This window comes from Citrobacter sp. Cpo148, assembly GCF_030332375.1.
Classification (GTDB): Bacteria; Pseudomonadota; Gammaproteobacteria; order Enterobacterales; family Enterobacteriaceae; genus Citrobacter; species Citrobacter portucalensis.
Map to the genome: position 1 here is coordinate 1 of NZ_JAOWHY010000041.1, position 26017 is coordinate 26017.

The 26017-nt window shown below is 51.4% G+C and carries 28 protein-coding genes and 1 tRNA gene; 11 read left to right on the forward strand and 18 right to left on the reverse strand.

Annotated elements, in window-relative coordinates; all coding sequences use genetic code 11:
* On the reverse strand, positions 1-274 hold a 274-nt coding region (locus OGY10_RS05860; RefSeq protein ID WP_286576437.1), incomplete at its 3' end, for a hypothetical protein.
* A 135-nt stretch (positions 275-409) separates the two neighbouring features.
* On the opposite strand from OGY10_RS05860, the gene OGY10_RS05865 reads away from it, so the two are divergent.
* Entirely contained in the window at positions 410-2131 is a 1722-nt protein-coding gene (locus tag OGY10_RS05865) for a SulP family inorganic anion transporter (protein WP_008785980.1), read from the forward strand.
* 198 nt (positions 2132-2329) lie between these two features.
* On the opposite strand, the gene OGY10_RS05870 is transcribed toward OGY10_RS05865, so the two are convergent.
* Entirely contained in the window at positions 2330-3991 is a 1662-nt protein-coding gene (locus OGY10_RS05870) for a fatty acid--CoA ligase (RefSeq protein WP_079935388.1), read from the reverse strand.
* Between the two features lie 49 nt (positions 3992-4040).
* Between OGY10_RS05870 and OGY10_RS05875 the strand changes: the two genes are divergently transcribed.
* On the forward strand, positions 4041-4361 hold the full coding sequence (locus OGY10_RS05875; RefSeq protein ID WP_286576439.1) for a helix-turn-helix transcriptional regulator: 321 nt from the start codon (positions 4041-4043) through the stop codon (positions 4359-4361).
* A gap of 82 nt (positions 4362-4443) precedes the next feature.
* Here the strand turns inward: OGY10_RS05875 and OGY10_RS05880 are convergent.
* The 6 genes from OGY10_RS05880 to aspA form a co-directional block, all read right to left on the reverse strand.
* Positions 4444-4519: transfer RNA gene (locus OGY10_RS05880), tRNA-Phe, on the reverse strand.
* A gap of 152 nt (positions 4520-4671) precedes the next feature.
* Positions 4672-5247, reverse strand: coding sequence for a transcriptional regulator (locus OGY10_RS05885; protein WP_008785982.1), 576 nt, complete (start codon positions 5245-5247; stop codon positions 4672-4674).
* A 36-nt stretch (positions 5248-5283) separates the two neighbouring features.
* A complete protein-coding gene (locus OGY10_RS05890) occupies positions 5284-6993 on the reverse strand; it encodes a protein-disulfide reductase DsbD (RefSeq protein WP_286576440.1) in 1710 nt (569 codons plus the stop codon).
* Positions 6969-7316: a divalent cation tolerance protein CutA gene (gene cutA / locus OGY10_RS05895; protein ID WP_003025447.1), complete on the reverse strand. Its 348-nt coding sequence runs from the start codon at positions 7314-7316 to the stop codon at positions 6969-6971. Before cutA ends, OGY10_RS05890 begins: the two co-directional genes overlap by 25 nt.
* A 128-nt stretch (positions 7317-7444) precedes the next feature.
* Positions 7445-8746, reverse strand: coding sequence for an anaerobic C4-dicarboxylate transporter DcuA (gene dcuA / locus OGY10_RS05900; protein ID WP_003830670.1), 1302 nt, complete (start codon positions 8744-8746; stop codon positions 7445-7447).
* A gap of 115 nt (positions 8747-8861) precedes the next feature.
* Positions 8862-10298 (reverse strand): aspartate ammonia-lyase, encoded by a 1437-nt coding sequence (gene aspA, locus OGY10_RS05905; protein ID WP_003830668.1) that lies wholly within the window; start codon positions 10296-10298, stop codon positions 8862-8864.
* Between the two features lie 338 nt (positions 10299-10636).
* On the opposite strand from aspA, the gene OGY10_RS05910 reads away from it, so the two are divergent.
* The gene (locus OGY10_RS05910; protein ID WP_003025457.1) at positions 10637-11113 is read left to right on the forward strand and encodes an FxsA family protein; all 477 of its coding nucleotides are present in this window, start codon (positions 10637-10639) and stop codon (positions 11111-11113) included.
* A gap of 49 nt (positions 11114-11162) precedes the next feature.
* Here OGY10_RS05910 and yjeH read toward each other — a convergent pair whose 3' ends face one another.
* Positions 11163-12428 carry an L-methionine/branched-chain amino acid transporter gene (yjeH, locus tag OGY10_RS05915; RefSeq protein WP_057066611.1) on the reverse strand — a complete coding sequence of 422 codons (1266 nt, stop codon included), beginning with the start codon at positions 12426-12428 and terminating at the stop codon, positions 11163-11165.
* Positions 12429-12703: 275 nt separating this feature from the next.
* On the opposite strand from yjeH, the gene OGY10_RS05920 reads away from it, so the two are divergent.
* The 3 genes from OGY10_RS05920 to OGY10_RS05930 all read left to right on the forward strand — a co-directional run bounded on the left by OGY10_RS05920 (position 12704) and on the right by OGY10_RS05930 (position 15290).
* A complete protein-coding gene (locus OGY10_RS05920; protein WP_000027827.1) occupies positions 12704-12997 on the forward strand; it encodes a co-chaperone GroES in 294 nt (97 codons plus the stop codon).
* 43 nt (positions 12998-13040) lie between these two features.
* Complete coding sequence (gene groL, locus OGY10_RS05925) at positions 13041-14684, forward strand: chaperonin GroEL (protein ID WP_048236304.1); 1644 nt, start codon at positions 13041-13043, stop codon at positions 14682-14684.
* Between the two features lie 252 nt (positions 14685-14936).
* Positions 14937-15290: a DUF4156 domain-containing protein gene (locus OGY10_RS05930; protein ID WP_003025468.1), complete on the forward strand. Its 354-nt coding sequence runs from the start codon at positions 14937-14939 to the stop codon at positions 15288-15290.
* A gap of 88 nt (positions 15291-15378) precedes the next feature.
* Here OGY10_RS05930 and yjeJ read toward each other — a convergent pair whose 3' ends face one another.
* Both yjeJ and epmB read right to left on the reverse strand, forming a co-directional pair.
* Positions 15379-16242, reverse strand: coding sequence for a YjeJ family protein (gene yjeJ, locus OGY10_RS05935; RefSeq protein ID WP_071446089.1), 864 nt, complete (start codon positions 16240-16242; stop codon positions 15379-15381).
* Between the two features lie 183 nt (positions 16243-16425).
* A complete protein-coding gene (epmB, locus tag OGY10_RS05940) occupies positions 16426-17454 on the reverse strand; it encodes an EF-P beta-lysylation protein EpmB (RefSeq protein WP_250671472.1) in 1029 nt (342 codons plus the stop codon).
* A 41-nt stretch (positions 17455-17495) separates the two neighbouring features.
* Between epmB and efp the strand changes: the two genes are divergently transcribed.
* The 3 genes from efp to ecnB all read left to right on the forward strand — a co-directional run bounded on the left by efp (position 17496) and on the right by ecnB (position 18508).
* Entirely contained in the window at positions 17496-18062 is a 567-nt protein-coding gene (gene efp, locus OGY10_RS05945) for an elongation factor P (protein WP_003025478.1), read from the forward strand.
* Positions 18063-18119: 57 nt separating this feature from the next.
* On the forward strand, positions 18120-18254 hold the full coding sequence (ecnA, locus tag OGY10_RS05950; protein ID WP_048236299.1) for a lipoprotein antitoxin entericidin A: 135 nt from the start codon (positions 18120-18122) through the stop codon (positions 18252-18254).
* 107 nt (positions 18255-18361) lie between these two features.
* Positions 18362-18508, forward strand: coding sequence for a lipoprotein toxin entericidin B (gene ecnB / locus OGY10_RS05955; protein WP_003025482.1), 147 nt, complete (start codon positions 18362-18364; stop codon positions 18506-18508).
* Between the two features lie 36 nt (positions 18509-18544).
* Here the strand turns inward: ecnB and OGY10_RS05960 are convergent, their stop codons facing one another.
* Positions 18545-19144 (reverse strand): LuxR C-terminal-related transcriptional regulator, encoded by a 600-nt coding sequence (locus OGY10_RS05960; RefSeq protein ID WP_048236298.1) that lies wholly within the window; start codon positions 19142-19144, stop codon positions 18545-18547.
* A 256-nt stretch (positions 19145-19400) separates the two neighbouring features.
* On the opposite strand from OGY10_RS05960, the gene sugE reads away from it, so the two are divergent.
* On the forward strand, positions 19401-19718 hold the full coding sequence (gene sugE, locus OGY10_RS05965; protein WP_000118520.1) for a quaternary ammonium compound efflux SMR transporter SugE: 318 nt from the start codon (positions 19401-19403) through the stop codon (positions 19716-19718).
* Here sugE and OGY10_RS05970 read toward each other — a convergent pair.
* Positions 19715-20248, reverse strand: coding sequence for a lipocalin family protein (locus OGY10_RS05970; protein WP_286576445.1), 534 nt, complete (start codon positions 20246-20248; stop codon positions 19715-19717). The genes sugE and OGY10_RS05970 overlap by 4 nt on opposite strands.
* A gap of 93 nt (positions 20249-20341) precedes the next feature.
* Positions 20342-21487, reverse strand: coding sequence for a CMY-2 family class C beta-lactamase (gene blaCMY / locus OGY10_RS05975; protein ID WP_048236297.1), 1146 nt, complete (start codon positions 21485-21487; stop codon positions 20342-20344).
* A 131-nt stretch (positions 21488-21618) separates the two neighbouring features.
* Here blaCMY and ampR point away from each other — a divergent pair, with 131 nt between their 5' ends.
* Positions 21619-22494 carry a LysR family transcriptional regulator AmpR gene (ampR, locus tag OGY10_RS05980; RefSeq protein ID WP_020996269.1) on the forward strand — a complete coding sequence of 292 codons (876 nt, stop codon included), beginning with the start codon at positions 21619-21621 and terminating at the stop codon, positions 22492-22494.
* A 41-nt stretch (positions 22495-22535) separates the two neighbouring features.
* Here the strand turns inward: ampR and frdD are convergent, their stop codons facing one another.
* Genes frdD through frdA form a run of 4 tightly spaced genes read right to left on the reverse strand, consistent with a single transcriptional unit; the run spans position 22536 to position 25826 of the window.
* The gene (frdD, locus tag OGY10_RS05985; RefSeq protein WP_003025535.1) at positions 22536-22892 is read right to left on the reverse strand and encodes a fumarate reductase subunit FrdD; all 357 of its coding nucleotides are present in this window, start codon (positions 22890-22892) and stop codon (positions 22536-22538) included.
* 10 nt (positions 22893-22902) lie between these two features.
* On the reverse strand, positions 22903-23298 hold the full coding sequence (gene frdC / locus OGY10_RS05990; protein ID WP_003025537.1) for a fumarate reductase subunit FrdC: 396 nt from the start codon (positions 23296-23298) through the stop codon (positions 22903-22905).
* A 10-nt stretch (positions 23299-23308) separates the two neighbouring features.
* Positions 23309-24043, reverse strand: a complete 735-nt coding sequence (gene frdB / locus OGY10_RS05995) for a fumarate reductase iron-sulfur protein (RefSeq protein WP_003025540.1) — start codon at positions 24041-24043, stop codon at positions 23309-23311.
* Complete coding sequence (gene frdA, locus OGY10_RS06000; protein WP_003830519.1) at positions 24036-25826, reverse strand: fumarate reductase (quinol) flavoprotein subunit; 1791 nt, start codon at positions 25824-25826, stop codon at positions 24036-24038. Before frdA ends, frdB begins: the two co-directional genes overlap by 8 nt.
* Between the last annotated feature and the right edge of the window lie 191 nt (positions 25827-26017).

The window sequence follows — 26017 nt, forward strand, 5'->3', positions numbered from 1 at the left end:
GGAGCGGATTTGAACGTTGCGCAGCAACGGCCCGGAGGGTGGCGGGCAGGACGCCCGCCATAAACTGCCAGGCATCAAATTTAATGAAGAAGCCCATCCTGACGGATGGGCTTTTTTGCGTCTGTGCGGGCTGAAAACCGCCGGATGCGGCGTACCGCCTTATCCGGCCTGCAGGGGCCGGGCTGAACGTATTTTGTAGGCCTGATAAGCGCAGCGCATCAGGCACATCACAACACCGCACCATCGGGTGCAAATCTATATCCTGAGCCTCCATAACACAAGCCATCCTGCGGTATATGCAGTAAACCCCCAATCTGAATTTTCTGTATTACCTCCCGAAAATATCAGGATCGCCTGCGACAGTTACGTGTACCTTTATCTATAAGTAAGGGTCTATCCGGAGAATAAAGTGTTCGGAAAAATGGTATTAAACTACATGCCAGGGCTAAAAAATTTATTAGCGTACGATAAAAGCTGGCTAAAACATGATGTTAAAGCCGGGTTATCCGTTGCTGCCGTAGCACTACCGGTTGCGATTGCTTACGCTGAGTTGGCGGGAGTCGGGGCTATCGTCGGGTTATATTCCTGCGTTTTGCCAATGCTAGCTTATGCGCTGTTTGGTTCTTCCCGCCAATTGATTGTTGGTCCTGATGCCACGACCTGCGCGGTGATTGCGGCCGTTGTGGTTCCTCTTTCTGCCGGAAACCCAGAACTTCACTGGCAGTTGACAATTGTCATGACTGTGATGATGGGGGGATGGTGCCTGCTTGCCAGTAAATTTCGCCTGGGTGCGCTTGCTGACTTGCTTTCGCATCCCATTCTAACGGGTCTGCTTAACGGGGTTGCCGTGACGATTATTGTCGGGCAACTCGGTAAGGTGTTGGGGATTACGCTTGATGAAGAGCAAGTGATTGAGAAGATCATTGCCCTGCCTGGCCGACTCTCAGAAATTCATTTATTAACCTTAGGTATCTCCATCCTAACGTTAGCGATTTTAATAGCTATCAAAACGTTTCGTAGCCAATGGCCAGCACCGTTGATTGCTATTGTGATAACAACGGCGCTGGTATGGATTACATCTGCGCAGCAGTATGGGATTGCCACTATTGGGGGATCGGGCTTTCAGTCTGGTTTGCCCGTCGTTCACTGGGGATCGTTTCAGCCTGGTCTGGCGCGTGATTTATTGATCCCTGCGCTGAACCTGGCGTTAGTCAGTTTTGTTAGCCTGATGCTAACCGCTCGCAGTTTTGCCGCAAAAAACGGATACGAAATAAATGCTGATGCTGAGTTCAGGGCTTTGGGTGTCGCGAATCTAATGTCTGGCTTATCTCAGGGGTTTGCGATTAGCGGAGCCGATTCCCGGACTGCGGTAAATGATTCCTCTGGAGGGAAAAGCCAGCTTGTTTCCGTTGTTGCTGCCTTAATCATCGGAATCGTCGTGGTATTTTTCACGCAGCCATTACAATTTATTCCGGTATCTGCATTAGGCATTGTTCTAATTTATGCATCGTGGTCATTAATTGATTTACGCGGACTCTGGAACCTGAGGCGAAGAAATAAACCCGCATTTCGCCTGGCGTTCTTCACCTTTGGCTGTGTTCTGATTATTGGTGTTATTCAGGGGATTGGCCTTGCGGTATTGCTGGGTCTGTTGCAGTTCCTGCGCACAGTTTTTCGTCCTACTGAACACTTATTGGGAATTGACGAACATGGAATGATTCACTCATTAGGTAATTCAACTGATGTGAAAATGATCCCTGGCGTGTTGATGTACCGATTTAACTCACCGCTGACTTATTTTAATGTGGCCTATTTTAAGCGCCGCGTTTTGAATTTAGTCGATGGTGCAGTACTACAACCTAAATGGGTGGTCATTGACGCCGTTTCTTGCTTTACCTATTCAGATATCAGCGTTCTGGCAACCATTAATGAGTTAAAACGGGACCTGAAGGGGCGGCAGATTAAGTTAATTCTTGCGGGCCGAAAAACGGAGTTAACACGCTGGTTTAAGGAGAGTCGACCGACAATGAAAGATGACGACATGATTCTGGCACCAGACCTTTATTTGGCGCTCCGGTTCATTCAAAGCAAAGAAAGCATGAGTGAGGGTGAATCTGGCGTTGTTGAATAATGCAGATTTAGGTAAGTGATCAGGCTGGATGGAAGGTCTGGGGGCGATGAACATGCCCAGGCACCCATTTTGCTAAAGGGCGATCAGCATCCGCGCGGGGACGGTGAGATCCCCGGCAGAGTATTGATACCGACATGCTACCTGAAATAGAGACAGCGTGACTGTTATTAACCTTACGCTATGAATGCGACAGATCGCTTAAATGCTTTCCTTCCCATTGCTGGCTTCGAGCTCGCGGATCAAGCGCTTGTTGATCTTGCCGACGCTGGTTTTGGGAATTTCTGGGACTATCCTTATCTGTCGTGGGATCGCCCATTTAGTGATGTGGCCGCGGTCGACGAATCCTTGTAGATGTGCCGCTATGGCCTGCGGCTCCAGGTCTTCCCCTTCCTTGCAAACCACCAGAGCCAGGGGGCGTTCGCCCCACTGTTCATCAGGTATCCCGACGACGGCTACCGACCTGACCGCCGCGTGTGAGCTGATGAGGCTCTCCAGCTCCAGCGTGCTTATCCACTCACCGCCCGTCTTGATTACGTCTTTGATGCGATCCTTTATTTCCACTATCCCATGGGGATCGATAGAGGCAATGTCGCCGGTATGCAGCCAACTGCCATTCCATAGCTCAGCTCCTTTCTCGGGTTCCTTCAGGTAGCCCTGAGTCAGCCAAGGGGCTCGCACCACTATTTCACCCAGGGCTTCGCCGTCGTGCACTACCTCCCGACCTTCGCCATCGACGATACGCAGATCCACCAACGGAACAGGCAGGCCGGTCCGAATCCGCAGGGGTAGCTGCTCATCCATGGGAAGGGCCAGCTCGGCATCGCTTAAGTGGGTCATACAGAGCAGGGGACAGGTTTCAGACATACCATAGCCAGCGTGAATGCGTATGCCCTTATGATGGGCCTGTGTCGCCAGTCCAAGGGACAGTGAACTGCCACCCAGCAACATCTTCCATCCTGACAGATCGGTCCGTGTGGCTTCGTCGCACTCGAGGATCATTTGCAAGATGGTTGGCACACAGTGCGAGAAGGTTACACCCTCATCGTGATAGAACCGCACCAGCTTGTTGGGTTCGTAACGACCGGGGTAGACCTGCTTCACACCCAGCATTGTTGCGACATAGGGAGCGCCCCAGGCGTGCACGTGAAACATAGGAGTGATCGGCATATAGACATCGTTCGATCGTAGCAGCGACTGTCCCTCGTGGGCTGCCAGGAGGCCCAGCTCATTGAGCGTGTGCAGGACCAGCTGACGATGGCTGAAGTAGACCCCCTTGGGATTGCCCGTGGTTCCAGTGGTGTAGAACAAGGTCGCTACCGAGTTTTCATCGAAGTCGGGGAAGTCAAAGCGATTTCCCGCGGCGGCCAGAAGGGTCTCATATTCCCCCAGCACCGGCAGGCTGGTTGCCTTCGATTCTTCGTCGCTAAGCTGGATGTATCCCCGGACAGTGGTCAGTGTCTCTGCCAGTGACTCGACAACCGGCAAGAAGTCGTCGTGCACCAGTACCAGGTTGTCCTCGGCATGATTCATGGTGTAAGCGATTTGGTCCGCCGAGAAGCGGACGTTCACCGTGTGTAGCACGGCACCAATCATAGGCACCGCGAAGAAGCACTCGAGGGCGCGATGGCTGTCCCAATCTAGCAGGGCGACGGTGTCTCCAGGCATGACACCGGCCGCTGTCAGCATGTTTGCCAGGCGATGGATGCGCTGTTTGAGGGTGCGATAGTCGTAACGCAGCTTGTCGGCGTAGACGATTTCTCGCTCGGGATGAGAACGCCCACCCGACAGCAGCAAGCTCTTGATCAGCAGCGGATAGGCATGGGCTCCCTGCGCTGACTGTATGACTCTTGTTTTCACCATCCAGGTTCCTCGTTGACTCATTATTTGCTCGGTATGACGGCAATTGTAGATGAAGGTTGGTATTTACTCCCTGGCGTTTGCTTCAGATGTCGAGGCGGCGCACCAACTCCAGCCCCTGGGGATGAATGTGCGTACCCTACAACGCCATCTGGAAGAGGGGGGGGCGACCTTCAGCGAGCTTATCAATGAAATGCGGCGCGACCTGGCGCTCCCGCAACAGTATTGTGCCCAAGGTTGTTCAGATAAATTACTCAAATCTGGCCTATGGATAAGCACGCCAGACAAAGAGGTGTGCCTGATACCGCTATATTTTTTGCAGTACCATCGTGGTTCCAGTGAAAGGTTTAAGTGTCGTGATGAGGTGGGGTAGGAGTCGCTGTTGGCAGAACGATAAGAAATCTCGCGGAGCCCAGAAAGCAAAAAACCCGCCATAGGCGGGTTCTTCTAAATAGTGGTGCCCGGACTCGGAATCGAACCAAGGACACGGGGATTTTCAATCCCCTGCTCTACCGACTGAGCTATCCGGGCAACGGGGCGCATTAAACCGTATTCACGTCTGTCAGTCAATCAAATTTCTGGAAACATTGTTCAACCGCTTAATATTGCGGCAATCTGCATGGTTATGCCTGAAGTTTGCACAAATATTTCCGACAGAGGCGACGAAAACAGATAATGCTCGCTTAGGTCAGCGCACCGCCCATTCGGCACTGGGCAAAGCGCAGGATATCTTCAGCCAGGCGGTGTGCCGTTTCGACATCAGCATGGCTACGATTAACCAGCATGCGGCTCAGGCAGCCTTCCAGCACCAGTTCCATCTGTTTGGCGACCATTGCCGGGTCGTCAACTTCCAGCGTCGTCAGCAGCTCATGGGTGAAGTCATGTGCCGCCTTTTTTTGCTGATCGGCTAACTGATGGATCGGATGCCCGGGATCGGGGTAAAACGTACAGGCGGCGATGAACAGACAGCCGGGATAGCGATTATTGCTCACGCATTCGGACAGCGCAGTGTAGCGCGCCAGTAATTTCTGCTCAGCGCTCAGCGTGTCATCCAGTAAAAGCTGACGCCGCCAGATATCCACCCGCTGGCTGAGGTAACGTAGCGCATCGTACAGAATGGCCTCTTTATCGGGCCAAAAGCGCTGCAGTTCATCCAGAGGATAATCGATGCGTTCGGCCACCATTTCCAGCGTGGTATTGGCTATCCCTTGCACCTCAAGTAATTTCAGGGCTTCTCCCAGGACATCTTCACGTTGCACGGTATTCTCCTCCGTATTTCCTGTTGCAAGTGTCGCTCACGGTTGGCGATCGCGCAAATGTGCGCTGAAGGTCGCGGCATCCATAAAGCCCGTAACCCGAGCTTCCGGGTGCTCTTTCCCCTCGGCATCAAAGAACAAGATAGTCGGCAAACCTAAAACCTGTAGATGTTTCAGGAGAGCGACATCCTGGGCATTATTTGCTGTCACATCCGCCTGCAATAGCACCGTGTTGCCTAGCGCTTGCTGAACCTGCGGATTACTGAACGTGTACTTTTCAAATTCCTTACAGGCTACACACCAGTCGGCATACAGATCCAGCATGACTGGCCTGCCTTTAGCTTGCGCCAGTGCTTGATTTAACGCATCTACCGATGCCACCGGCGTGAAGTTAAGATGTGCCTGGGTTTGAGCATGTGGCGCGCCGAACGCCCAGTCTTGCAATGGACGCACGCTTACCAGTGCTGCGGCTAACAGGACAATCTGCACGATACGCATCCAGGCGTGCTTTGCCTGTAGGCTGGTGATGAACGCCCAGCCAAAGAACGCGACGCCTAGCAGTGACCATAAGCGAACGCCCCACTCGTCGCCAACGATACGTTCGAGTAAGAAGACGGGAAGCGCCAGAATGACAAAGCCAAAAGCGGTTTTGACATGTTCCATCCATGGACCGCTTTTAGGCAGTAGGCGGTTGCCAAAGACGGTAATCAACATCAGTGGTAAGCCCATCCCCAGCGCGTACAGATACAGCGTACCGCCTCCCAGCCACATGTTCCCGCTCTGAGCGATATACAGCAAAATCGCGCTTAGCGGGGCCGTTGTGCAAGGAGAACAGATGAGACCAGCAATCGCCCCCATCGCAAAGACGCTGCCGGGAGATCCGCCTTGCTGGCGGTTACTCATTAGCGTGAGACGGGTTTGCAGTGATGAAGGCAATTGCAGCGTGAACAGGCCAAACATCGACAGAGCCAGCAGCGTAAAGATGACGGCAAGGCCAATCAGGACGTAGGGATGCTGAAGCGCAGCCTGGAACTGCAAACCGGCGGCTGCAACAACCAAACCCAGCGCGGTATAGGTGAGCGCCATCCCTTGAACGTAGATAAACGTCAGCAGCAGTGCCCGTCCGGTTGATAAGCGCTGCTTGCCACCCAGTACGATACCGGAAATCAACGGATACATCGGCAGTACGCAAGGCGTAAACGCGATACCAATTCCGATCAGCAATGCCCACAGTGCGGAGAAGGGGAGTTGGGCCGTGGGCTGCGGTTTCTCTTGCGGATCTGCAGTGGCTGGGGCTGGCGCAGAGGCGGCCGCGGAACCAGCAGACACTTCACTTAATGGCACCGTTTTTGTTTCTGGCGGATAGCAAAATCCGGCGTCGGCGCAGCCCTGATATGTGATCGTTAATGTTGCGCCAGACTTAGCCTGATTGACCGTGATCGGGACAGTCAGCTGTTTACGGTAAATCTCACTTTTGCCGTAAAACTCATCTTCATGCCAGACGCCTGGCGGCAGTTTTACCTCAGCAATATCGGCCTGAGATGGCATGATGCTTATCTGTTTGCGATACAGATAGTAGCCATCTTTAACCTGCCATGTGAGGTTCAGATCGTGTTGGTTTTGCTGAAAATCAAAAACAAACGCCCGATCGGCAGGAACAAACTGCGAGCGGCCAGGCGCGTCAAATAATCCGGCAAAGGTAGATGTGCTGCACAGCAGCAGGATCAGCGTAAGGATGCGTTGAGCCATGAGCGGTAATCAAAGTCTCCGTGAGTGACGGGTAAAACCAGAAGTTCAGGCGTTTGATACGGATGATGTGACTTCAGGCAATCGAGAAGGGCTTGCTGGTGTGTGACGGTGGTTTTTAAAATCATCTGGACTTCATATTCCTGTTCCAGTTTGCCTTCCCAATAGTAGAGGGAGGTCGCACCGGGTAGCAGGGTCACGCAAGCAGCCAGCTTTTCCGCCAGCACTTTGGCGGCGAGATCCTGGGCGGTTGCTTCATCCGGGGCGGTACAGAGCACCACAACGGTATCGGGGATGGAAATATCCTGACTCTTTACATCAAGCATAAACACCTCGAAAGAACAGAGTAACCAGCAAAAGAGTGGTCACTATACAACGGACGAGGGAAGGATGTTAGTTAAAGCGGGGTGGGGAGGAGGAACTGCAGGGCGCCCAGGCACCCTGCAGGAAAAACTTACAGCATGAAGCTGCCCAGCAAGAAGCCGAAGCAGACAGCCAGAACCACACCCAGAGTACCCGGGATGAAGAACGGATGGTTAAAGACGAATTTACCGATGCGAGTTGTACCGGTGTCATCCATCTGAACTGCCGCAACCAGAGTTGGGTAGGTTGGCAGAATGAACAGGCCAGAAACCGCGGCGAAAGACGCAACAGCAGTCAGTGGGGAAACGTTCAGGGCCAGAGCCATCGGCATCAGTGCTTTAGCGGTTGCAGCCTGAGAGTACAGCAGTGCAGAAGCAAAGAAGAAGATGACAGCCAGCAGCCACGGATGACCCTGAATTACGCTACCTGCAGTATCTTTGATCCAGTCAATGTTGTGAGATACGAAGGTATCACCCAGCCATGCAACACCCAGGATACAAATACAGGCGCTCATACCTGCTTTGAAAGTGCTGGAGTTCAGGATGGAGTCAGTTTCAACGCGGCAGATGATCGTGGTCAGCGTCGCGATGCTCAGCATGATGATCAGGATTGCGTTGGTGGTGTTCATCAGCGGCTTAGCGACCAGACCGAGGCTTGGGCTGTTGACGATCGCATATACGACGACACAAACCACGCCCAGCAGGAACAACCAAACAGAAGTTTTTGCGCCCGCTTTGATTTCAACTTGTCTTTCACCACGCAGTTCAACCAGGCCTTCTTCCAGACGCTTACGATAAATCGGGTCGTCAGACAGTTTGGAGTTGAACAGTGCAGTTACCAGGAAGGACATGACCAGAACAGCCAGCAGGGTGGATGGAATGACCACGGACAGCAGGTGAATGTAGCTGATGCCATGACCTTCCATTACAGAAGACATGTAAACCACGGCTGCGGAGATTGGAGAAGCCGTAATCGCAATCTGTGCAGAAACCACTGCAGTAGAGAGCGGACGGCAAGGTTTGATCCCTTGTTCTTTCGCAACTTCAGCGATAACTGGCAGCGTTGCCAGAGAGATGTTGCCGGTACCTGCGAAGATAGTCAGGAAATAGGTCACGATAGGTGCAAGGATCGTGATGTATTTCGGGTTTTTACGCAGCAGTTTTTCAGTTTGATGAACCAGATAGTCCAGACCACCTGCAATCTGCATAGCTGAAATGGCAGCGATAACCGCCATGATGATGGAAATAACATCGAACGGGATATTACCGGGTTTTACGCCGATAGCGGCGAGAACCAGAACACCCAGCCCACCTGCAAATCCAATACCGATACCCCCAAGTCTGGCACCTAAAAAGATTGCCAGCAAAACGATGATAAGTTCTAAAACTATCATATTAGCCTTCCTTGTTGTTTAACAAGTTGATATTAAATTGTTGTTTTTAAGTAACTTCGAGTAAGAAAAAAGGCACGTCATCATGACGTGCCTTCTCCGGTACTACCCTACACGATTACTGTTCGCTTTCATCAGTATAACGTTTTGCTTTATAAGCAGGGTGCATCAGGTTCTGTGCAGAGAAGATATCGTCCAGTTCAGACTCGGTCAACAGACCGCGCTCCAGGACAACTTCACGTACGCTCTTACCGGTTTCGGCACAAATTTTACCGACGATGTCGCCGTTGTGGTGACCAATGAACGGGTTGAGGTAAGTAACGATGCCGATGGAGTTGAATACAAACGCTTCACAGACTTCTTTGTTAGCAGTGATACCACTAACGCATTTTTCCAGCAGGTTGTAGCAAGCATTGCTCAGAATGTGAATGGATTCAAACATTGCCTGACCAATGACCGGCTCCATTACGTTCAGCTGCAGCTGACCAGCTTCAGATGCCATGGTTACAGTGATGTCGTTACCGATGACTTTGAAGCACACCTGGTTTACGACTTCCGGAACAACCGGGTTCACTTTAGCTGGCATGATAGAAGAACCAGCTTGCAATTCCGGCAGGTTGATCTCGTTCAGACCCGCACGCGGACCAGAGGAGAGCAAACGCAGGTCGTTACAGATTTTGGACATCTTCACAGCCAGACGTTTCAGTGCGCCGTGCACCATAACGTATGCGCCACAGTCAGAAGTTGCTTCAATCAGATCTTCTGCCGGAACACAGGCGAAGCCGGTGACTTCAGCCAGTTTCTGTACTGCCAGCGGAGAGTACTCTTTCGGTGTATTCAGACCAGTACCGATTGCTGTCGCGCCGAGGTTAACTTCCAGCAGCAGCTCAGCGGTACGGCTAATGTTTTTCACTTCTTCTTTCAACAGTACGCTAAAAGCATGGAATTCCTGACCGAGGGTCATCGGTACAGCATCCTGCAGCTGGGTACGACCCATTTTCAGGATGTCCTGGAATTCAACAGCTTTTTTCTCGAAGCCTTCGCGCAGCTGGTTCAGTGCATCAACCAGTTTGATGATGGATGCGTATACAGCGATACGGAAGCCAGTTGGGTATGCGTCGTTGGTAGACTGACATTTGTTAACGTGGTCGTTCGGGTTCAGGTACTGATATTCACCTTTCTGGTGACCCATCAGTTCCAGACCGATATTGGCCAGAACTTCGTTGGTGTTCATGTTGACGGAGGTACCCGCACCACCCTGGTAAACGTCTACCGGGAACTGATCCATGCATTTTCCGTTATTCAAGACTTCATCACACGCCGCGATGATGGCATTTGCCACACTCTTAGGAATGGTTTGCAGCTCTTTGTTGGCCATAGCCGCTGCCTTTTTAACCATTACCATACCGCGAACAAATTCAGGAATATCGCTGATTTTGTTGTTGCTAATGTAGAAGTTTTCAATCGCTCTCAGAGTATGGACACCGTAGTAGGCGTCCGCTGGAACTTCCCTGGTACCCAACAAGTCTTCTTCGATACGAATGTTGTTTAACATGTGAACCTTCTTTTTCAAGCTGCCAATGATTTGACTAAACACACAGGATATATGTGATTTCGATTGTTTCTCGACCGACGATTATCCCCTGCATCGGTCTGATACCCGAGATCATATGCTGGTTCAGGATTTCTACCGTAATCTGGATCACTTAAAGCGTGGAATTTACCCCTTATTTATTATTCTGTGAAATGGATCACCCCTTTGTGATTAACCCCAAATATTAGTGTACAAGCCACTTGAAATTTTGCTAACCACCACAATATCAAATCGATGCGATTAACATAATTTTTCGAACAGAAGTTGAACAAAACGGCTGTTATTAACAGGAGATCCCTTTGCGCTGGATACCATTACTTGCCATTTTTCTCTATGTTTACATAGAGATATCTATCTTTATTCAGGTTGCCCATGTGATGGGCGTCCTGATGACGCTGATTTTGGTTATTTTTACATCGGTTATCGGTATGTCTCTGGTTCGTAATCAGGGATTTAAGAACTTTTTACTGATGCAACAGAAAATGGCGGCAGGTGAAAGTCCGGCTGCAGAAATGATCAAAAGCGTATCGCTGATTATTGCCGGTCTGCTGTTGGTGCTGCCCGGATTTTTTACCGATTTCCTCGGTCTTCTTCTTTTATTACCCCCGGTGCAAAAACATCTGACGATGAAACTGCTGCCACATTTGCGTTTTTCGCGTATGCCTGGCGGTGGTTTTAGCGCCGGAACGGGTGGCGGTGAGACTTTTGATGGTGAATTTCAGCGCAAGGATGACAAGCGCGACAGCATCGAACATAAAGACGATCGTCGGGATTAAGCATCAGTATGTAGGCCGGATAAGCGTTAGCGCCATCCGGCAAAAGTGTTTATAGGCCGGATGATGGCGTCAACGTTGCCTTATCCGGCCTGCGGGGTAAAAACAGCCACAGTCCTGCCAGCATAATCAACGCGTACAGACTCTTCCAGCCGACCATCGCCAGTAGCAGTAGGCACAGCAGACCGCCAATGATCGCCAGTGCGCGATAATGCCCTTTCAGTAATCGACACCCCGCCAACATGCACAGCAAATAAATCATAATAAAGATGCCGTTGGCGTAGACGATTAACGCATCGAGATTGATTTGCAGCATATAGATGCACAGAGTACTGATTACGCAGCAGCCCAATACGGCGTTTAGCGCATTGCGCGGAAGGTGTCGGGGGGACAGACGAGCCAGATAACTCTCCGGCTTATACTGCGCTTGCGACCAGACCAGCCGGGCGAAGCTTTGTATATAAATGTTGAGGCTGGCAAAACAGGCCAGATAACCAATGATGCAGGCGACCCACAGAGCTTGTACGCCAAACAGTTGCACGACGATCTCTGGCAGCGACGCTGCGGCCGCCATTTGCTCGCCGTAGGCACCAAAATGGAGAACGACAACGGTGCATGCCCAATAAACAGACCCTGCCAGCAGCAGGCCGATCATCAGTGCGCGTGGGAAGTCTCGCTCCGGATTTTTGAATTCAGACGCCAGGTGAGCAAACGCTTCAAGGCCGACAAAGCACCAGAACATGACCGACAACGCGGCGAACAGGCCAGGAAGCTCAATATCGGTAATCGCAGGGAAGGGGATTTCGCCAGGTGTCAGATCGCCCGCCCACCAGATAGCAACAATCAGGGCAACAATCAGTCCTGCAATGACCGTTTGTAGATTCGCGCTGGAGCTTGCGCCGCGGGAGCCGATGTACCAAACCAATGCCAGCGTACCGAGCTCAGCCAGCAAAAGCTGCTCGTCATGCCAGCCAAACATCGCCTGACCGAATCCGGCGGCGATATGCAATGCCGCAGGCAAACCGACAGGAATGACCGACAAAAATAGCCATCCGGTGACGCGCTCCAGGCGTGAACCAAAGGCCATGCCGACAAAATGCGCCACACCGCCTGCGCTGGGAAAATGACGACCCAGTACGGCGAAGACAATCGCCACAGGAAAGACCAAAACAATCAGCACCGGCCATGCCCACAGGCTGTTGTTGCCCGCAACCAGTGCGGCCAGCGCGGGGACGGCAAAAACGCCTGTACCTAACAATGATGTCGACAACAGGCCAACGCCCTGAGCCAGTCCCAGCTCTTGTTTCAGTCCGCTCATAAGTTGTTATCCGGTTATGCCCATTGACCGGGCTACAGCGCAGATTTTTGATGGTATCACAATCAGATTTGCTTATGACGACATGACTGAAATCGTTATGAAATGTGAGGTGCGTCGGCGTTTTGACGGGATTTTCTGCTGATAAAAAATTTTTTTCGCTTGCCCCCTTGAAGGCACAAAACCCCATCCCCATCTCTCTGGTCACTAGCCGGGAAACCGTTTACGGGCCGGCGTCACCCATAACTGATAAAGACTTTCTCAAAGGAGAGCTATCAATGAGTATTCGTCCGTTACATGATCGTGTGATCGTCAAACGTAAAGAAGTTGAATCCAAATCTGCTGGCGGCATCGTACTGACTGGTTCTGCAGCAGGTAAATCAACTCGTGGCGAAATCATCGCTGTCGGTAAGGGTCGCATCCTGGACAACGGTACCGTACAGCCGCTGGACGTGAAAGTCGGCGATATCGTTATTTTCAACGATGGCTACGGAGTTAAATCTGAGAAGATCGACAATGAAGAAGTGTTGATCATGTCTGAAAGCGACATCCTGGCGATTGTTGAAGCCTAATCCGCGAACGACACTGAACATACGAATTTAAGGGAAAGAGAAAATGGCAGCTAAAGACGTAAAATTCGGTAACGACGCTCGTGTGAAAATGCTGCGCGGCGTAAACGTACTGGCAGATGCAGTGAAAGTTACCCTCGGTCCAAAAGGCCGTAACGTAGTTCTGGATAAATCTTTCGGTGCACCGACCATCACTAAAGATGGTGTTTCCGTAGCACGTGAAATCGAACTGGAAGACAAGTTCGAAAACATGGGTGCGCAGATGGTGAAAGAAGTTGCCTCTAAAGCGAACGACGCTGCAGGTGACGGTACCACCACCGCAACCGTACTGGCTCAGTCCATCATCACTGAAGGTCTGAAAGCCGTTGCTGCGGGCATGAACCCGATGGATCTGAAACGTGGTATCGACAAAGCTGTCGCTGCTGCTGTTGAAGAACTGAAAGCACTGTCAGTACCGTGCTCCGACTCTAAAGCTATTGCTCAGGTTGGTACCATCTCCGCTAACTCCGACGAAACCGTAGGTAAACTGATCGCTGAAGCGATGGACAAAGTCGGTAAAGAAGGCGTGATCACCGTTGAAGACGGTACCGGTCTGCAGGACGAACTGGACGTGGTTGAAGGTATGCAGTTCGACCGTGGCTACCTGTCTCCTTACTTCATCAACAAGCCGGAAACTGGCGCAGTAGAACTGGAAAGCCCGTTCATCCTGCTGGCTGACAAGAAAATCTCCAACATCCGCGAAATGCTGCCGGTTCTGGAAGCTGTAGCGAAAGCAGGCAAACCGCTGCTGATCATCGCTGAAGATGTTGAAGGCGAAGCGCTGGCAACTCTGGTTGTTAACACCATGCGCGGTATCGTGAAAGTCGCTGCGGTTAAAGCACCTGGCTTCGGCGATCGTCGTAAAGCAATGCTGCAGGATATCGCTACCCTGACCGGTGGTACCGTTATCTCTGAAGAGATCGGTATGGAGCTGGAAAAAGCAACTCTGGAAGATCTGGGTCAGGCGAAACGCGTTGTTATCAACAAAGACACCACCACCATCATCGATGGCGTGGGCGACGAAGCTGCAATCCAGGGTCGCGTGACTCAGATTCGTCAGCAGATCGAAGAAGCAACTTCCGACTATGACCGTGAAAAACTGCAGGAGCGCGTAGCGAAACTGGCAGGCGGCGTTGCGGTTATCAAAGTTGGTGCTGCGACTGAAGTTGAAATGAAAGAGAAGAAAGCCCGCGTTGAAGATGCCCTGCACGCTACCCGTGCTGCTGTAGAAGAAGGCGTGGTTGCTGGTGGTGGTGTTGCGCTGATTCGCGTAGCGTCTAAAATTGCCGGCCTGAAAGGTCAGAACGAAGACCAGAACGTAGGTATCAAAGTTGCGCTGCGCGCAATGGAAGCTCCGCTGCGTCAAATCGTTCTGAACTGCGGCGAAGAGCCGTCTGTAGTGGCTAACACCGTAAAAGCGGGTGACGGTAACTACGGTTACAACGCTGCAACTGAAGAATACGGCAACATGATCGACATGGGTATCCTGGATCCAACCAAAGTAACTCGTTCTGCTCTGCAGTATGCGGCTTCTGTTGCGGGTCTGATGATCACCACCGAGTGCATGGTTACCGACCTGCCGAAAGGCGATGCGCCTGACTTAGGTGCTGCCGGTATGGGTGGCATGGGTGGAATGGGCGGCATGATGTAATTGCCCACACCCTGCATCCTTCAGGCTGCAGATGCGTTGGCTGCGTTTGCTAACCCCAGTCACTTACTTGAGTAAGCTCCTGGGGATTAACAAACTGGCCGCCTTCCTGCAACCAGAATGATTTGGGTACTCATCTCCCAGAATTGAGAAACCCTCGGGCAGAAATGTCTGGGGGTTTTTCTTTTGGTCATCTTTTTAGTATATGATTCAGCTACGGACATAAGGTCCAACTAATTGAATATGGGGAATGACATGCACGTGAAATATTTAGCAGGGATCGTTGGTGCCGCGCTACTGATGGCGGGTTGTAGCTCCAGCAATGAACTGAGTTCAGCCGGGCAAAGCGTACGTTTTGTTGAAGACAAGCCTGGCGCAGAGTGCCAACTGATAGGCACCGCAACCGGTAAGCAAAGCAACTGGCTTTCAGGCCAGCACGGCGAAGAGGGCGGCTCAATGCGTGGCGCAGCAAACGATCTGCGTAACCAGGCTGCGGCAATGGGCGGCAACGTGATTTATGGCGTCAGCAGCCCATCGCAGGGAATGCTGTCCAGCTTTGTTCCTACCGCCAGTGAGATGATTGGACAGGTTTATAAGTGCCCTAATTGAGAACTGCTGCTGATGCCGGATGGCGACGCTAAAGCGTCTTATCCGGCCTACGGTACGAATGATCGTAGGCCTGATAAGCGCAACGCCATCAGGCATTCTGAGTCTTATGCGCAGACTGAACGCGTAAATGATGCAATGCGCGCAGGCACTGATCCTGATTGAGCTTTTGCGTCTTATCACCCGTCAACGTTCTGACAAACACCTGGCACGGTACACCGGCAAGTTTTTTCAGCCGCGGGCTGAAGTCGAGAAGACGGCGAGTAATGGCTTCGGCTTCTTTGCTACCGGAAAGGGCGCGAGTTTTCACTACCGAACCACAGAACTGGGCTTTTCCTTTATTGTCTGTATAGCGGTAAATAATCGCCAGATAATGATTAAACAGGTTATGTTTCCATTCGGGTTGTGTATAAGAGTCGTATTCCAGATTGTCGTTTTGCTGACAATCAACATCGTACAGCGGCAGGAAATCCAGCAGCGATGTTATTCGTAGCGCGAGTTCTCTCATGCCAGCATTATTTATTGCGTGAATAATTGCATGCGCCAACACCTGAATCTGTAATTCATTAACCAGTAATTCGCATGTTTGTCCGTCATGTAACGTCAGAGAAAATGTTAAATTCTCGCCTTTGTCATCCACTAACATCAGCGAATTTATGCGACGGTTAATATCCGCATTTTTTAGTTCATCTTCCTGAATTGACGGAATATTCTCGTGCATTTTTTTGCTGGCTTTATCACATGTCTTTTCATATTGCATACGCTCGTCTGTGTTTAGCTGTGAAATGGCGTACAGCCGGCTCTCCAGCGCGATAAGCAGGTCTCTAAGTCCAAGTGGAGAGAGAAAAAAGAGAGATTCTTTGTTTCTTGGTTCTTTTATTTTTAATGCCATGGCAACAAATTCATTCTTTTGGCGAATAATGCCAGTATTAACGCCCTTAATACTTATAGCCATAAAAGGTTCTCCCTAACCATATATTTATTAATATTCTGCATTTGAAACTATTGATAAAATTTACGAATGAATAATTGAACTGCGCTAATTAAAATAGCACAGATTAAAAGCGAGGCTCCACTTGTGGGTATTTAAATAATAAGTAATCGTGGTGAGTGTCCGGAATCGGACACTCAGTAATAGCTATTGTTGACGTAACTGCAGATCCAGCGGTGTTTTACTTGGCTCTCCACCAATTTCACGCGCCAGTTTGGGGACCATATAGCCGGAAACTAGCGTCAGAAGCTCACGCATAATGCGACGCGCTTCATCGTCGCCGACCATAAAGTGTGCGGCACCCTGCACTTTATCCAGCACGTGCAGGTAATAGGGCATCACACCGGCATCAAACAGTGCGTTGCTAAGGTTAGCCAGGGTTTGTGCGTTATCGTTCACGCCACGCAGCAATACGCTTTGGTTGAGTAACGTAACGCCCACGGCACGCAGACTGCTCATCGCCTGGCGAAACGTCTGATCAATTTCATTGGCATGGTTAATGTGATTGACCAGCAGAATCTGCAAGGAGGAGTGCGCAAAACGCTCGACCAGTCCTTCTGTAATGCGCGCCGGGATCACTATCGGCAAACGGCTGTGAATACGCAGACGTTTAATGTGCGGGATAGCTTCCAGTTGCGTGAGCAACCAGTCCAGTTCGTGGTCCTTGGCCATTAACGGATCGCCACCAGAGAAGATGATTTCATCCAGCTCAGGGTGCGCGTTAATGTAGTCGAGGGCGACCTGCCAGTTGCGCTTATTGCCCTGATTTTCGGCGTATGGGAAATGCCGGCGGAAGCAATAGCGACAATTTACCGCGCAACCGCCTTTAACCAGCAACAGTGCCCGATTGCGATATTTATGCAGCAGACCGGGAACCACGCTGTGCTGTTCTTCCAGTGGATCGGTTGAGTAGCCTGGCGCGGCCACAAACTCTTCCTGGGCAGTCAGTACCTGACGTAAAAGCGGATCGTCCGGGTTGCCTTTCTCCATGCGGGCAATAAACGCACGCGGCACGCGCAGGGCGAAAAGCCGTCTCGCGTCGCGTCCGGCCAACAGTTTTTCATCTGCATCTATGTTCAAAAGATGCAGAAGTTCATCGGGATCGGTCACAACATCGGCAAGTTGCGATAACCAATCTTCTCTGGATGGGGTATTTAGGGTTACAATATGCGCCATTTTGTGGCTTAGCTACCAGTTAACAATTTTCAGAGGGCCTTATGGCAACGTACTATAGCAACGATTTTCGTGCTGGTCTTAAAATCATGTTGGACGGCGAACCTTATGCGGTTGAAGCCAGCGAATTCGTTAAACCAGGTAAAGGCCAGGCGTTTGCGCGCGTTAAGCTGCGTCGCCTGCTGACCGGTACTCGCGTAGAGAAAACCTTCAAGTCTACTGACTCCGCTGAAGGCGCAGACGTAGCCGACATGAACCTGACCTTCCTGTATAGCGACGGTGAGTTCTGGCACTTTATGAATAACACCACTTTCGAACAGCTGGCTGCAGACGAGAAAGCGGTAGGCGATAACGCTAAATGGCTGCTGGACCAGGCTGAATGCATCGTGACCCTGTGGAACGGTCAGCCGATCTCCGTAACTCCGCCGAACTTCGTTGAGCTGGAAGTTGTTGAAACCGACCCAGGTCTGAAAGGCGATACCGCTGGTACTGGCGGCAAACCGGCTACCCTGTCTACCGGCGCAGTTGTTAAAGTTCCGCTGTTCGTACAGATCGGCGAAGTGATCAAAGTGGATACCCGCTCCGGCGAATACGTTTCTCGCGTAAAATAAGTTTTCCATTTGATCTTATGGCGCAGGTTGCTGCGCCATACTTTTTCCAGGGCAGGAATGATGAAACGTCTTCTCGGTCTTGTAATGCTACTCCTTTTCACCAGCACCCTCATGACGGGATGCAATACCGCGCGCGGCTTCGGTGAAGACATCAAACATCTTGGCAATTCAATTTCTCACGCCGCCAGCTAATCCTTTCATATAGTCTTAAAAACGGTTGTTTATCCATCACACTCCCGGATCTTGTCTATTATTAAGTAGCTATACACAAACAATATTGGCTAGAAAAGGAAGACGTTATGGTTAAGAAGACAATTGCTGCGATCTTTTCTGTGTTGGTACTTTCTTCCGTTTTAACCGCGTGTAATACCACACGAGGCGTAGGACAGGATATCTCTGAAGGCGGTAGCGCAATCTCTGGTGCAGCGACAAAAGCTCAGCAATAGCAATAATGAAGAACGGTACGACGTCGTGTCGTACCGTTAATCACCCTTCCTTGGGAGTGACAGGAACGGCGAGAAGCGGTTCCCCAGGTGCAGTTTCATACGGATATTCCGCTTATAGGTGTAGACCGTTTTGCCATGAATGCTGAGCGCGGCGGCAATGGCATTGTTACTCACACCATCCATCCACATTGATAATACTTTCTCCTCTTGCGGCGTAAGCAAAGGCGTGGCGTTTTTGGCTATTTCTAATGCGGGGCGAACCTGAAGCGCTTCCTGAATTGTGTGGGAGAGTGTGTTCAGCGTGGTGTGCTTGGTCAAGACCGAATGGGCTACGGATTGAGAGGGCACGATGGGGGCATGCTGTCTGTCTGCTGATTGCAGTAAAATCAGTGGGATGACGCCACAACTCATAAAAAAAGGTTTAATTGGCGGACTGGAGTGCGTCTCGCTAATAAAACTGTATAAATCCGCGATCACCAGATGCGGTTTCCATTGCAAAATATGCTCTTTTGCTAACAGGAGATTATTGATTCCTGATACCAGAAATGAGGAGCTGAACCTGCCAGAATGATTAAGCAAGGCCTCTATCCCTGTGCGGGTAAAGTGGCACCGGTCAATCACTAAAATTTTAAGCATAAACGTTTCGCATTCAGAAGAGGGGCAATCGACTTTCTGGTTTCAGAAAGCCCTTCATCATAGAGAACTCCGATGAGTGCCAAATGCGGGAACTACGCCGCTAATTATGCTTAATTCTTGCTTTTAGCAGGCAGTGAATAAAAAGGTTGAAATTCATTTTCTTCCGGGCAAAAATGCCATTTCACACATCAGCTTTGCAGGACGACCTGCAAACGCTTCATTCACCGGGGACGGCCCCATAGTTCTGGAGCCTGATATGTCCTGGATCGTTTTATTAATTGCAGGTTTGCTCGAAGTCGTATGGGCGATTGGCCTGAAATACACCCACGGTTTTACGCGTCTTACGCCAAGCATTATCACTATTGCGGCGATGATCGTCAGCATCGCCATGCTCTCCTGGGCAATGCGCACGTTGCCTGTTGGAACAGCTTATGCGGTCTGGACCGGTATTGGCGCTGTTGGGGCGGCCATTACAGGGATTTTGCTGCTGGGTGAGTCTGCCAGCCCGGCACGTTTGCTGAGCCTTGGGCTGATCGTTGCTGGTATTATTGGTCTGAAGCTGAGCACTCACTAAGCGCTAGGCTGTTTCACCCAAATCAGTTTATTCACTTCAAACCCTTCCCGGGTCGCGATGGCTAACATTTGCTGTTTCATTTCATCTGAAATAGTAGGGGTCCGTGAAAGGATCCACAGGTAGTCGCGATCCGGACCACAAACCAGCGCGTGACGATATTCCCGGTCGAGTGCAATTACGTTATACCCGCCATAGAAGGGGCCGAAAAAAGAAACTTTAAGCGCGGCTCTGCTTGGGTCGCCGGTGAAATAGGCTTTCCCTTCCGTTTTCTGCCACATCTCCCTGTCAGGGTTATAGCCCTTGTTAATAACGTTGATCCCGCCGTCGTCGCGCAAGCTGTATGTTGCGGTCACTTTATCCAACCCGCGCTCGAAACGATGGTCGAAGCGTGCAATTTCATACCAGGTTCCCAGATAGCGTTTGGCATCAAAGTTATTTACCACGGTAACGCCTTTCGGCGCTGTCGGGGAGCTACACGCGACAACCAGGAATGCAGCCGTAACTGCAGCAACGACGGGCAAAATGCGCATGGGATTTTCCTTGCTGTATTTTTGTTAAGTGTAGATGACAACAGGAAAAAAAGAGAAAGAAAGGAGGCCCAATATCCTGGGCCTCATCGTTAGTTATTGCAGCTTTTCAAGAATGCGCCAGGCCGCCTCGACACGGACAGGGTTAGGATAGCTTTTGTTTGCCAGCATCACGATGCCAAGGTTTTTTTCTGGAATGAAGGCTACGTAGCTGCCAAATCCTCCAGTGGATCCCGTTTTATGCACCCATGAGGCTTTCACTGCGGGGGCGGGCGGGTTTACCTCAACGGCGGGAAGCGCTGCCAATGCCACTTTGCTGTCGCTACCGTTGATGATCGAATCAGCTTTCAGCGGCCAGTTCAGCATCTCCCAGCCTAATCCCTGGTACATATCGCCAATACGCCAGTAGCGAGACTGCGCAAGCGCAATGCCTTGCTGGAGCGTTTTCTCCTGAACGCGGCTGGCGTCCATGTTGACCTGAACCCAGCGTGCCATATCGGTAACGTTGGATTTCACGCCATAGGCTTCGGCATCAAGTTGTCCCGGAGAAACGTGTACAGGCTTCCCTTCGCGATAGCCCCAGGCATAATCTTTTTGTTCGCTTTGCGGAACTGTAATCCAGGTATGCGCCAGTTTTAATGGCTGCAGGACGCGTCTGGTCATTGCCTCTTCGTAGCTCATACCTGAGGGTTTCACCGCCAGCGCACCAAACAGACCAATGCTGGAGTTAGCGTAAAGACGCTTAGCGCCCGGAGTCCATTGCGGCTGCCAGTTTTGATAAAAACGCAGTAATGCGGCTTTATCTGTAACGTCATCGGGGATCTGCAGCGGTAGGCCGCCTGCCGTATAGGTGGCTAAGTGCAGCAGGCTGATACCCTGCCACTGTTTGCCTGTCAGTTCTGGCCAGTATTTCGTGACCGGATCGCTGAGCTTAATTTCGCCGCGGGCGATAGCATCGCCGCCCAACACGCCGTTAAACGTCTTACTGACCGACCCTAGCTCAAACAGAGTTTGCTGCGTGACTGGGTGGTTATTGGCGATATCGGCTTTACCCCAGGTGAAATAATAGGGTTTTCCCTGGTAGATAACGGCAACGGCCATACCCGGAATAGCCTGCTCCTGCATCAACGGGGTGATGGTGCGATTAACGATATCGGCAATCTGTTGTTCTGTTTTGGCGGCGGCAAACGTGGAGAATGAGACTGTCAGCAGCAGAGCGCAGCATAACGATTTTTTCATCATGAAATCAGTTCCGTAATTAAAAGCAAAAGGGTGTCCGGGCCCGTCAGACGCAATCAGTGTGTTTGATTTGCGCCGTGTTGACAAACGGTTAAATTTAGCAGCAGATATAAGTTTTTCTAACAGGCCGGATGATGACGCGTAGCTATATCCCTCTTAACTCGCTGCGGGCTTTTGAAGCCGCGGCCAGACATCTCAGTTTTACCCGCGCCGCGATTGAGCTCAACGTGACGCATTCTGCCATCAGTCAGCATGTAAAAGCGCTGGAGCAGCAGCTAAATTGTCAGCTTTTTGTGCGCGGTTCTCGTGGATTAATGTTGACGACTGAAGGGGAAAGTCTGTTACCTGTACTTAATGACTCTTTCGATCGTATGGCGGGGATGCTGGATCGTTTTGCCACCAAACAGACCCAGGAAAAACTTAAAATTGGCGTGGTGGGGACCTTTGCGGTTGGGTGTCTGTTTCCTCTACTGGGCGATTTTAAGCGCAGTTACCCGCATATTGATTTGCATATTTCTACCCATAATAACCGCGTGGATCCCGCTGCCGAAGGACTGGATTATACCATTCGCTACGGAGGGGGAGCCTGGCATGATACCGACGCGCAATATTTATGTAGCGCGTTGATGTCTCCACTGTGTTCGCCAACATTGGCTTCGCAGATTCAAACGCCTGCGGACATCCTGAAATTTCCGTTATTACGATCGTATCGGCGGGATGAATGGACGCTTTGGATGCAGGCTGCCGGAGAGGCGCCCCCGTCACCGACGCACAACGTGGTGGTGTTTGATTCGTCCGTCACCATGCTGGAAGCCGCGCAGGCGGGGATCGGTGTGGCAATTGCACCAGTCAGAATGTTCACGCATTTACTCAGTAGGGAACGAATCGTTCAACCATTTTTAACGCAGATTGATTTGGGAAGTTACTGGATAACGCGTTTGCAATCGCGTCCGGAGACACCGGCGATGCGTGAATTTTCCCGTTGGTTGACAGGAATGCTGCACAAATAAAAAGGCCCGCCAATGGCGGGCCTGATAATTAACGCATGTACTTAGATGGTCAGAATACCAATAGCCGTTACAACGGTCAGGATTGCTGCCAGTCCATAGAATACCCATTTGCCAGCAGGCACGTGGATTTTCAGGTCATGCATCGCGTGGTGCATACGGTGTAAACCACACCACAGCGGCAGAACGATCATCAGGAACAGAAACGCACGTCCGATGAAGCTCTGAGCGAATGCCAGTACGCGTTCATAGCTGAAAGCATCAGGAACAAAGCCCAGCGGCAGCATAATGCCTACCAGCAGGATCATTACCGGCGCAATGATTGCGCTCCACATACCGCCTGCACCAAACAGGCCCCAGAATACGGGTTCGTCAGAGCGTTTTGGATTTGGATTAATCATTCCGGACTCCTTACCAGAACAGGGCAACAAACAGTATGACTACTGTCGCAACCACAGTAACTGCCCAGAGACCTTTGATGATCGGCTCTGGCCCCATTTTTTCGTCTTTTACGATGATGTTGGCTGCTTTTGGCGCCAGCTCAAACCAGGTTTTGGTATGCAGCAGCGCTGCTGCCAGGGCGATAATGTTAAGGATTACCACCACCGGGTTTTGCAAAAAGGCGACAAAGCCCATCCAGGACTCTGCACCATGCTTGAGTGCAAACAGGCCGATAATCAGTTCAATGCTGAACCAGACTGCCGGAACTGCCGTGCCTTCACGCAGCATGTAAAAACGATAAAATGGCAGCTTTTTCCACCAGGTGGACGTCATTGGCCGCACATAGGCTTTACGTTTAGTCGTCATCGTGCACTCCTTAGCGTGGTTTCAGGGTAGCGATAAGAAAGTCTTTTGAACTTTCAACTTTACCCTGCTGAATGGCCGCAGCCGGATCGACGTGTTTCGGGCAGACTTCGGAGCAGTAGCCCACGAAAGTACAGGTCCAGACGCCGTTCGGGCTGTTCAACTGAGCCATACGCTCCTTCTTACCGTGGTCGCGGCTATCTTCGTTGTAACGATGCGCCAACGTAATCGCAGCCGGTCCAATGAACTCAGGGTTCAGGCCGAACTGCGGACACGCGGCATAGCACAGACCACAGTTGATGCAACCGGAGAACTGATGATACTTCGCCATCTGCGCCGGAGTCTGGGTGTTTGGACCCTGATCCGGTGTACGCGGGTTACCGATAATGTACGGTTTGATCGCTTCCAGGCTTTCGATAAAGTGCGTCATGTCGACGACCAGATCGCGCTCAATCGGGAAGTTGCCCAGCGCTTCAACCTTCATGCCGTTGGTGTAATCACGCAGGAAGGTTTTGCATGCCAGTTTCGGTACATTGTTGACCATCATGCCGCAGGAGCCGCAGATCGCCATACGGCAGGACCAGCGGTAGCTCAGGTCCGGTGCCAGGTTATCCTTGATGTAGCCCAGCGCATCCAGCAGTGACGTGGTTTCATCATAAGGAACTTCGTAGAAAGCACTGTGCGGCGCGGTATCGGTTTCCGGGTTATAGCGCACCACCTCAACTTTCAGGTTTTTCATCTCAGCCATTCGCCTTCTCCTTCTTATCGGCTGCTTCCGCTTCGCCACCGTAAACACGTTTAGCTGGTGGCAGAGTGGTGATTTTCACGTCGCTGTATTCCAGGCGAGTCGTGCCGTCAGCATCGCGGAAGGCGAGGGTGTGTTTGAGGAAGTTCACATCGTCACGCTCGGTGCAGCCTTCATCCAGACGCTGGTGCGCGCCGCGGGATTCTTTACGCGCCAGAGCAGAGTGCGCCATACATTCAGCAACGTTCAGACCGTGACCCAGTTCGATGGTATACAGCAGGTCGGTGTTGAAGACGCTGGAGGTATCAGTGATACGTACGCGCTTGAAGCGTTCCTGCAGTTCCGCCAGCTTATCAACGGTTTTCTGCATGAGTTCCGGCGTACGGTAGATACCGCAACCTTCTTCCATGGACAGGCCCATTTCGTCACGGATCTTAGACCAGTTTTCGTTACCTTCCTGGTTAACCAGATCTTTCAGACGTTTTTCAACGCCAGCAACCTGTGCATCAAGAGCGGCACTGTTTGCAGCGCCAGCCGTTGCAGCGCGTTCTGCTGCCTGCTCACCGGCCATACGACCGAAGACCACCAGTTCTGCCAGGGAGTTAGAGCCCAGACGGTTAGCGCCATGCAGACCAACAGAGGAACATTCGCCTACAGCGAACAGACCTTTAATGCGGGTTTCACAGTGCTGATCGGTTTCGATACCGCCCATGGTGTAGTGCGCGGTCGGACGTACCGGGATCGGTTCTTTAACCGGATCGACACCCACGTAAGCTTTCGCCAGTTCGCAGATGAACGGTAAACGTTCGAGCAGTTTTTTCTCGCCGAGGTGACGCAGGTCGAGGTGAACCACATCGCCACGCGGAGTTGAAATGGTGTTGCCTTTGCGCCATTCGTGCCAGAACGCCTGAGAAACTTTGTCGCGCGGACCGAGTTCCATGTATTTGTTTTTTGGCTCGCCCAGCGGGGTTTCCGGACCCATGCCGTAGTCTTGCAGATAACGGTAGCCGTTTTTGTTGACCAGAATACCGCCTTCACCACGGCAGCCTTCAGTCATCAGGATACCGGATCCTGGCAGACCTGTTGGGTGATACTGAACGAATTCCATATCACGCAGCGGAACGCCGTGGCTCAGCGCCATGCCCATACCGTCGCCGGTTACGATGCCGCCGTTGGTGTTGTAACGGTAGACACGACCTGCGCCGCCCGTTGCCATCACGACAGCGTTAGCACGGATTTGCACCAGCGTGCCTTCCATCATGTTCATGGCAACCAGGCCGCGAGCATGACCGTCGTCAACCAGGATATCCAGAACGAAGTGTTCGTCAAAGCGCTGAATCTGCGGGAACTGCAAAGATGTTTGGAACAGCGTATGCAGCATGTGGAAGCCGGTCTTATCCGCGGCAAACCAGGTACGCTCGATTTTCATACCGCCGAAGCGACGTACGTTGACGCTACCGTCTTCACGACGGCTCCATGGGCAGCCCCATTGTTCCAGTTGCGTCATTTCAGTTGGGCAGTGGTGGACAAAGTAATCCACGACATCCTGCTCACACAGCCAGTCTCCGCCTGCTACCGTATCGTGAAAATGGTAGTCAAAGCTGTCATGATCCTGCGCGACAGCAGCAGAGCCGCCTTCGGCAGCAACGGTATGGCTGCGCATTGGGTACACTTTTGAGATCAGTGCGATTTTAGCGTTGGGATTTGCTTGTGCGGCAGCAATTGCAGCACGTAATCCCGCGCCACCGGCGCCTATAATGGCAAGATCGGCTTGAAAGGTTTGCACGACATTCCTCCAGATTGTTGTTATTTCATCCCTGCCTGAAATCAGATGCTTCATCGGCTTCAAACAGGTTATGAACGCGTTTCCACTGCTCCTTTATAGGTACAATAGTATAGTCTTAGGGATGTGCGGGAAATTTGACGTGTTCGATTTTTTTAGCGTGTCATAGGGGGGAATTATCATTGAATTTGATT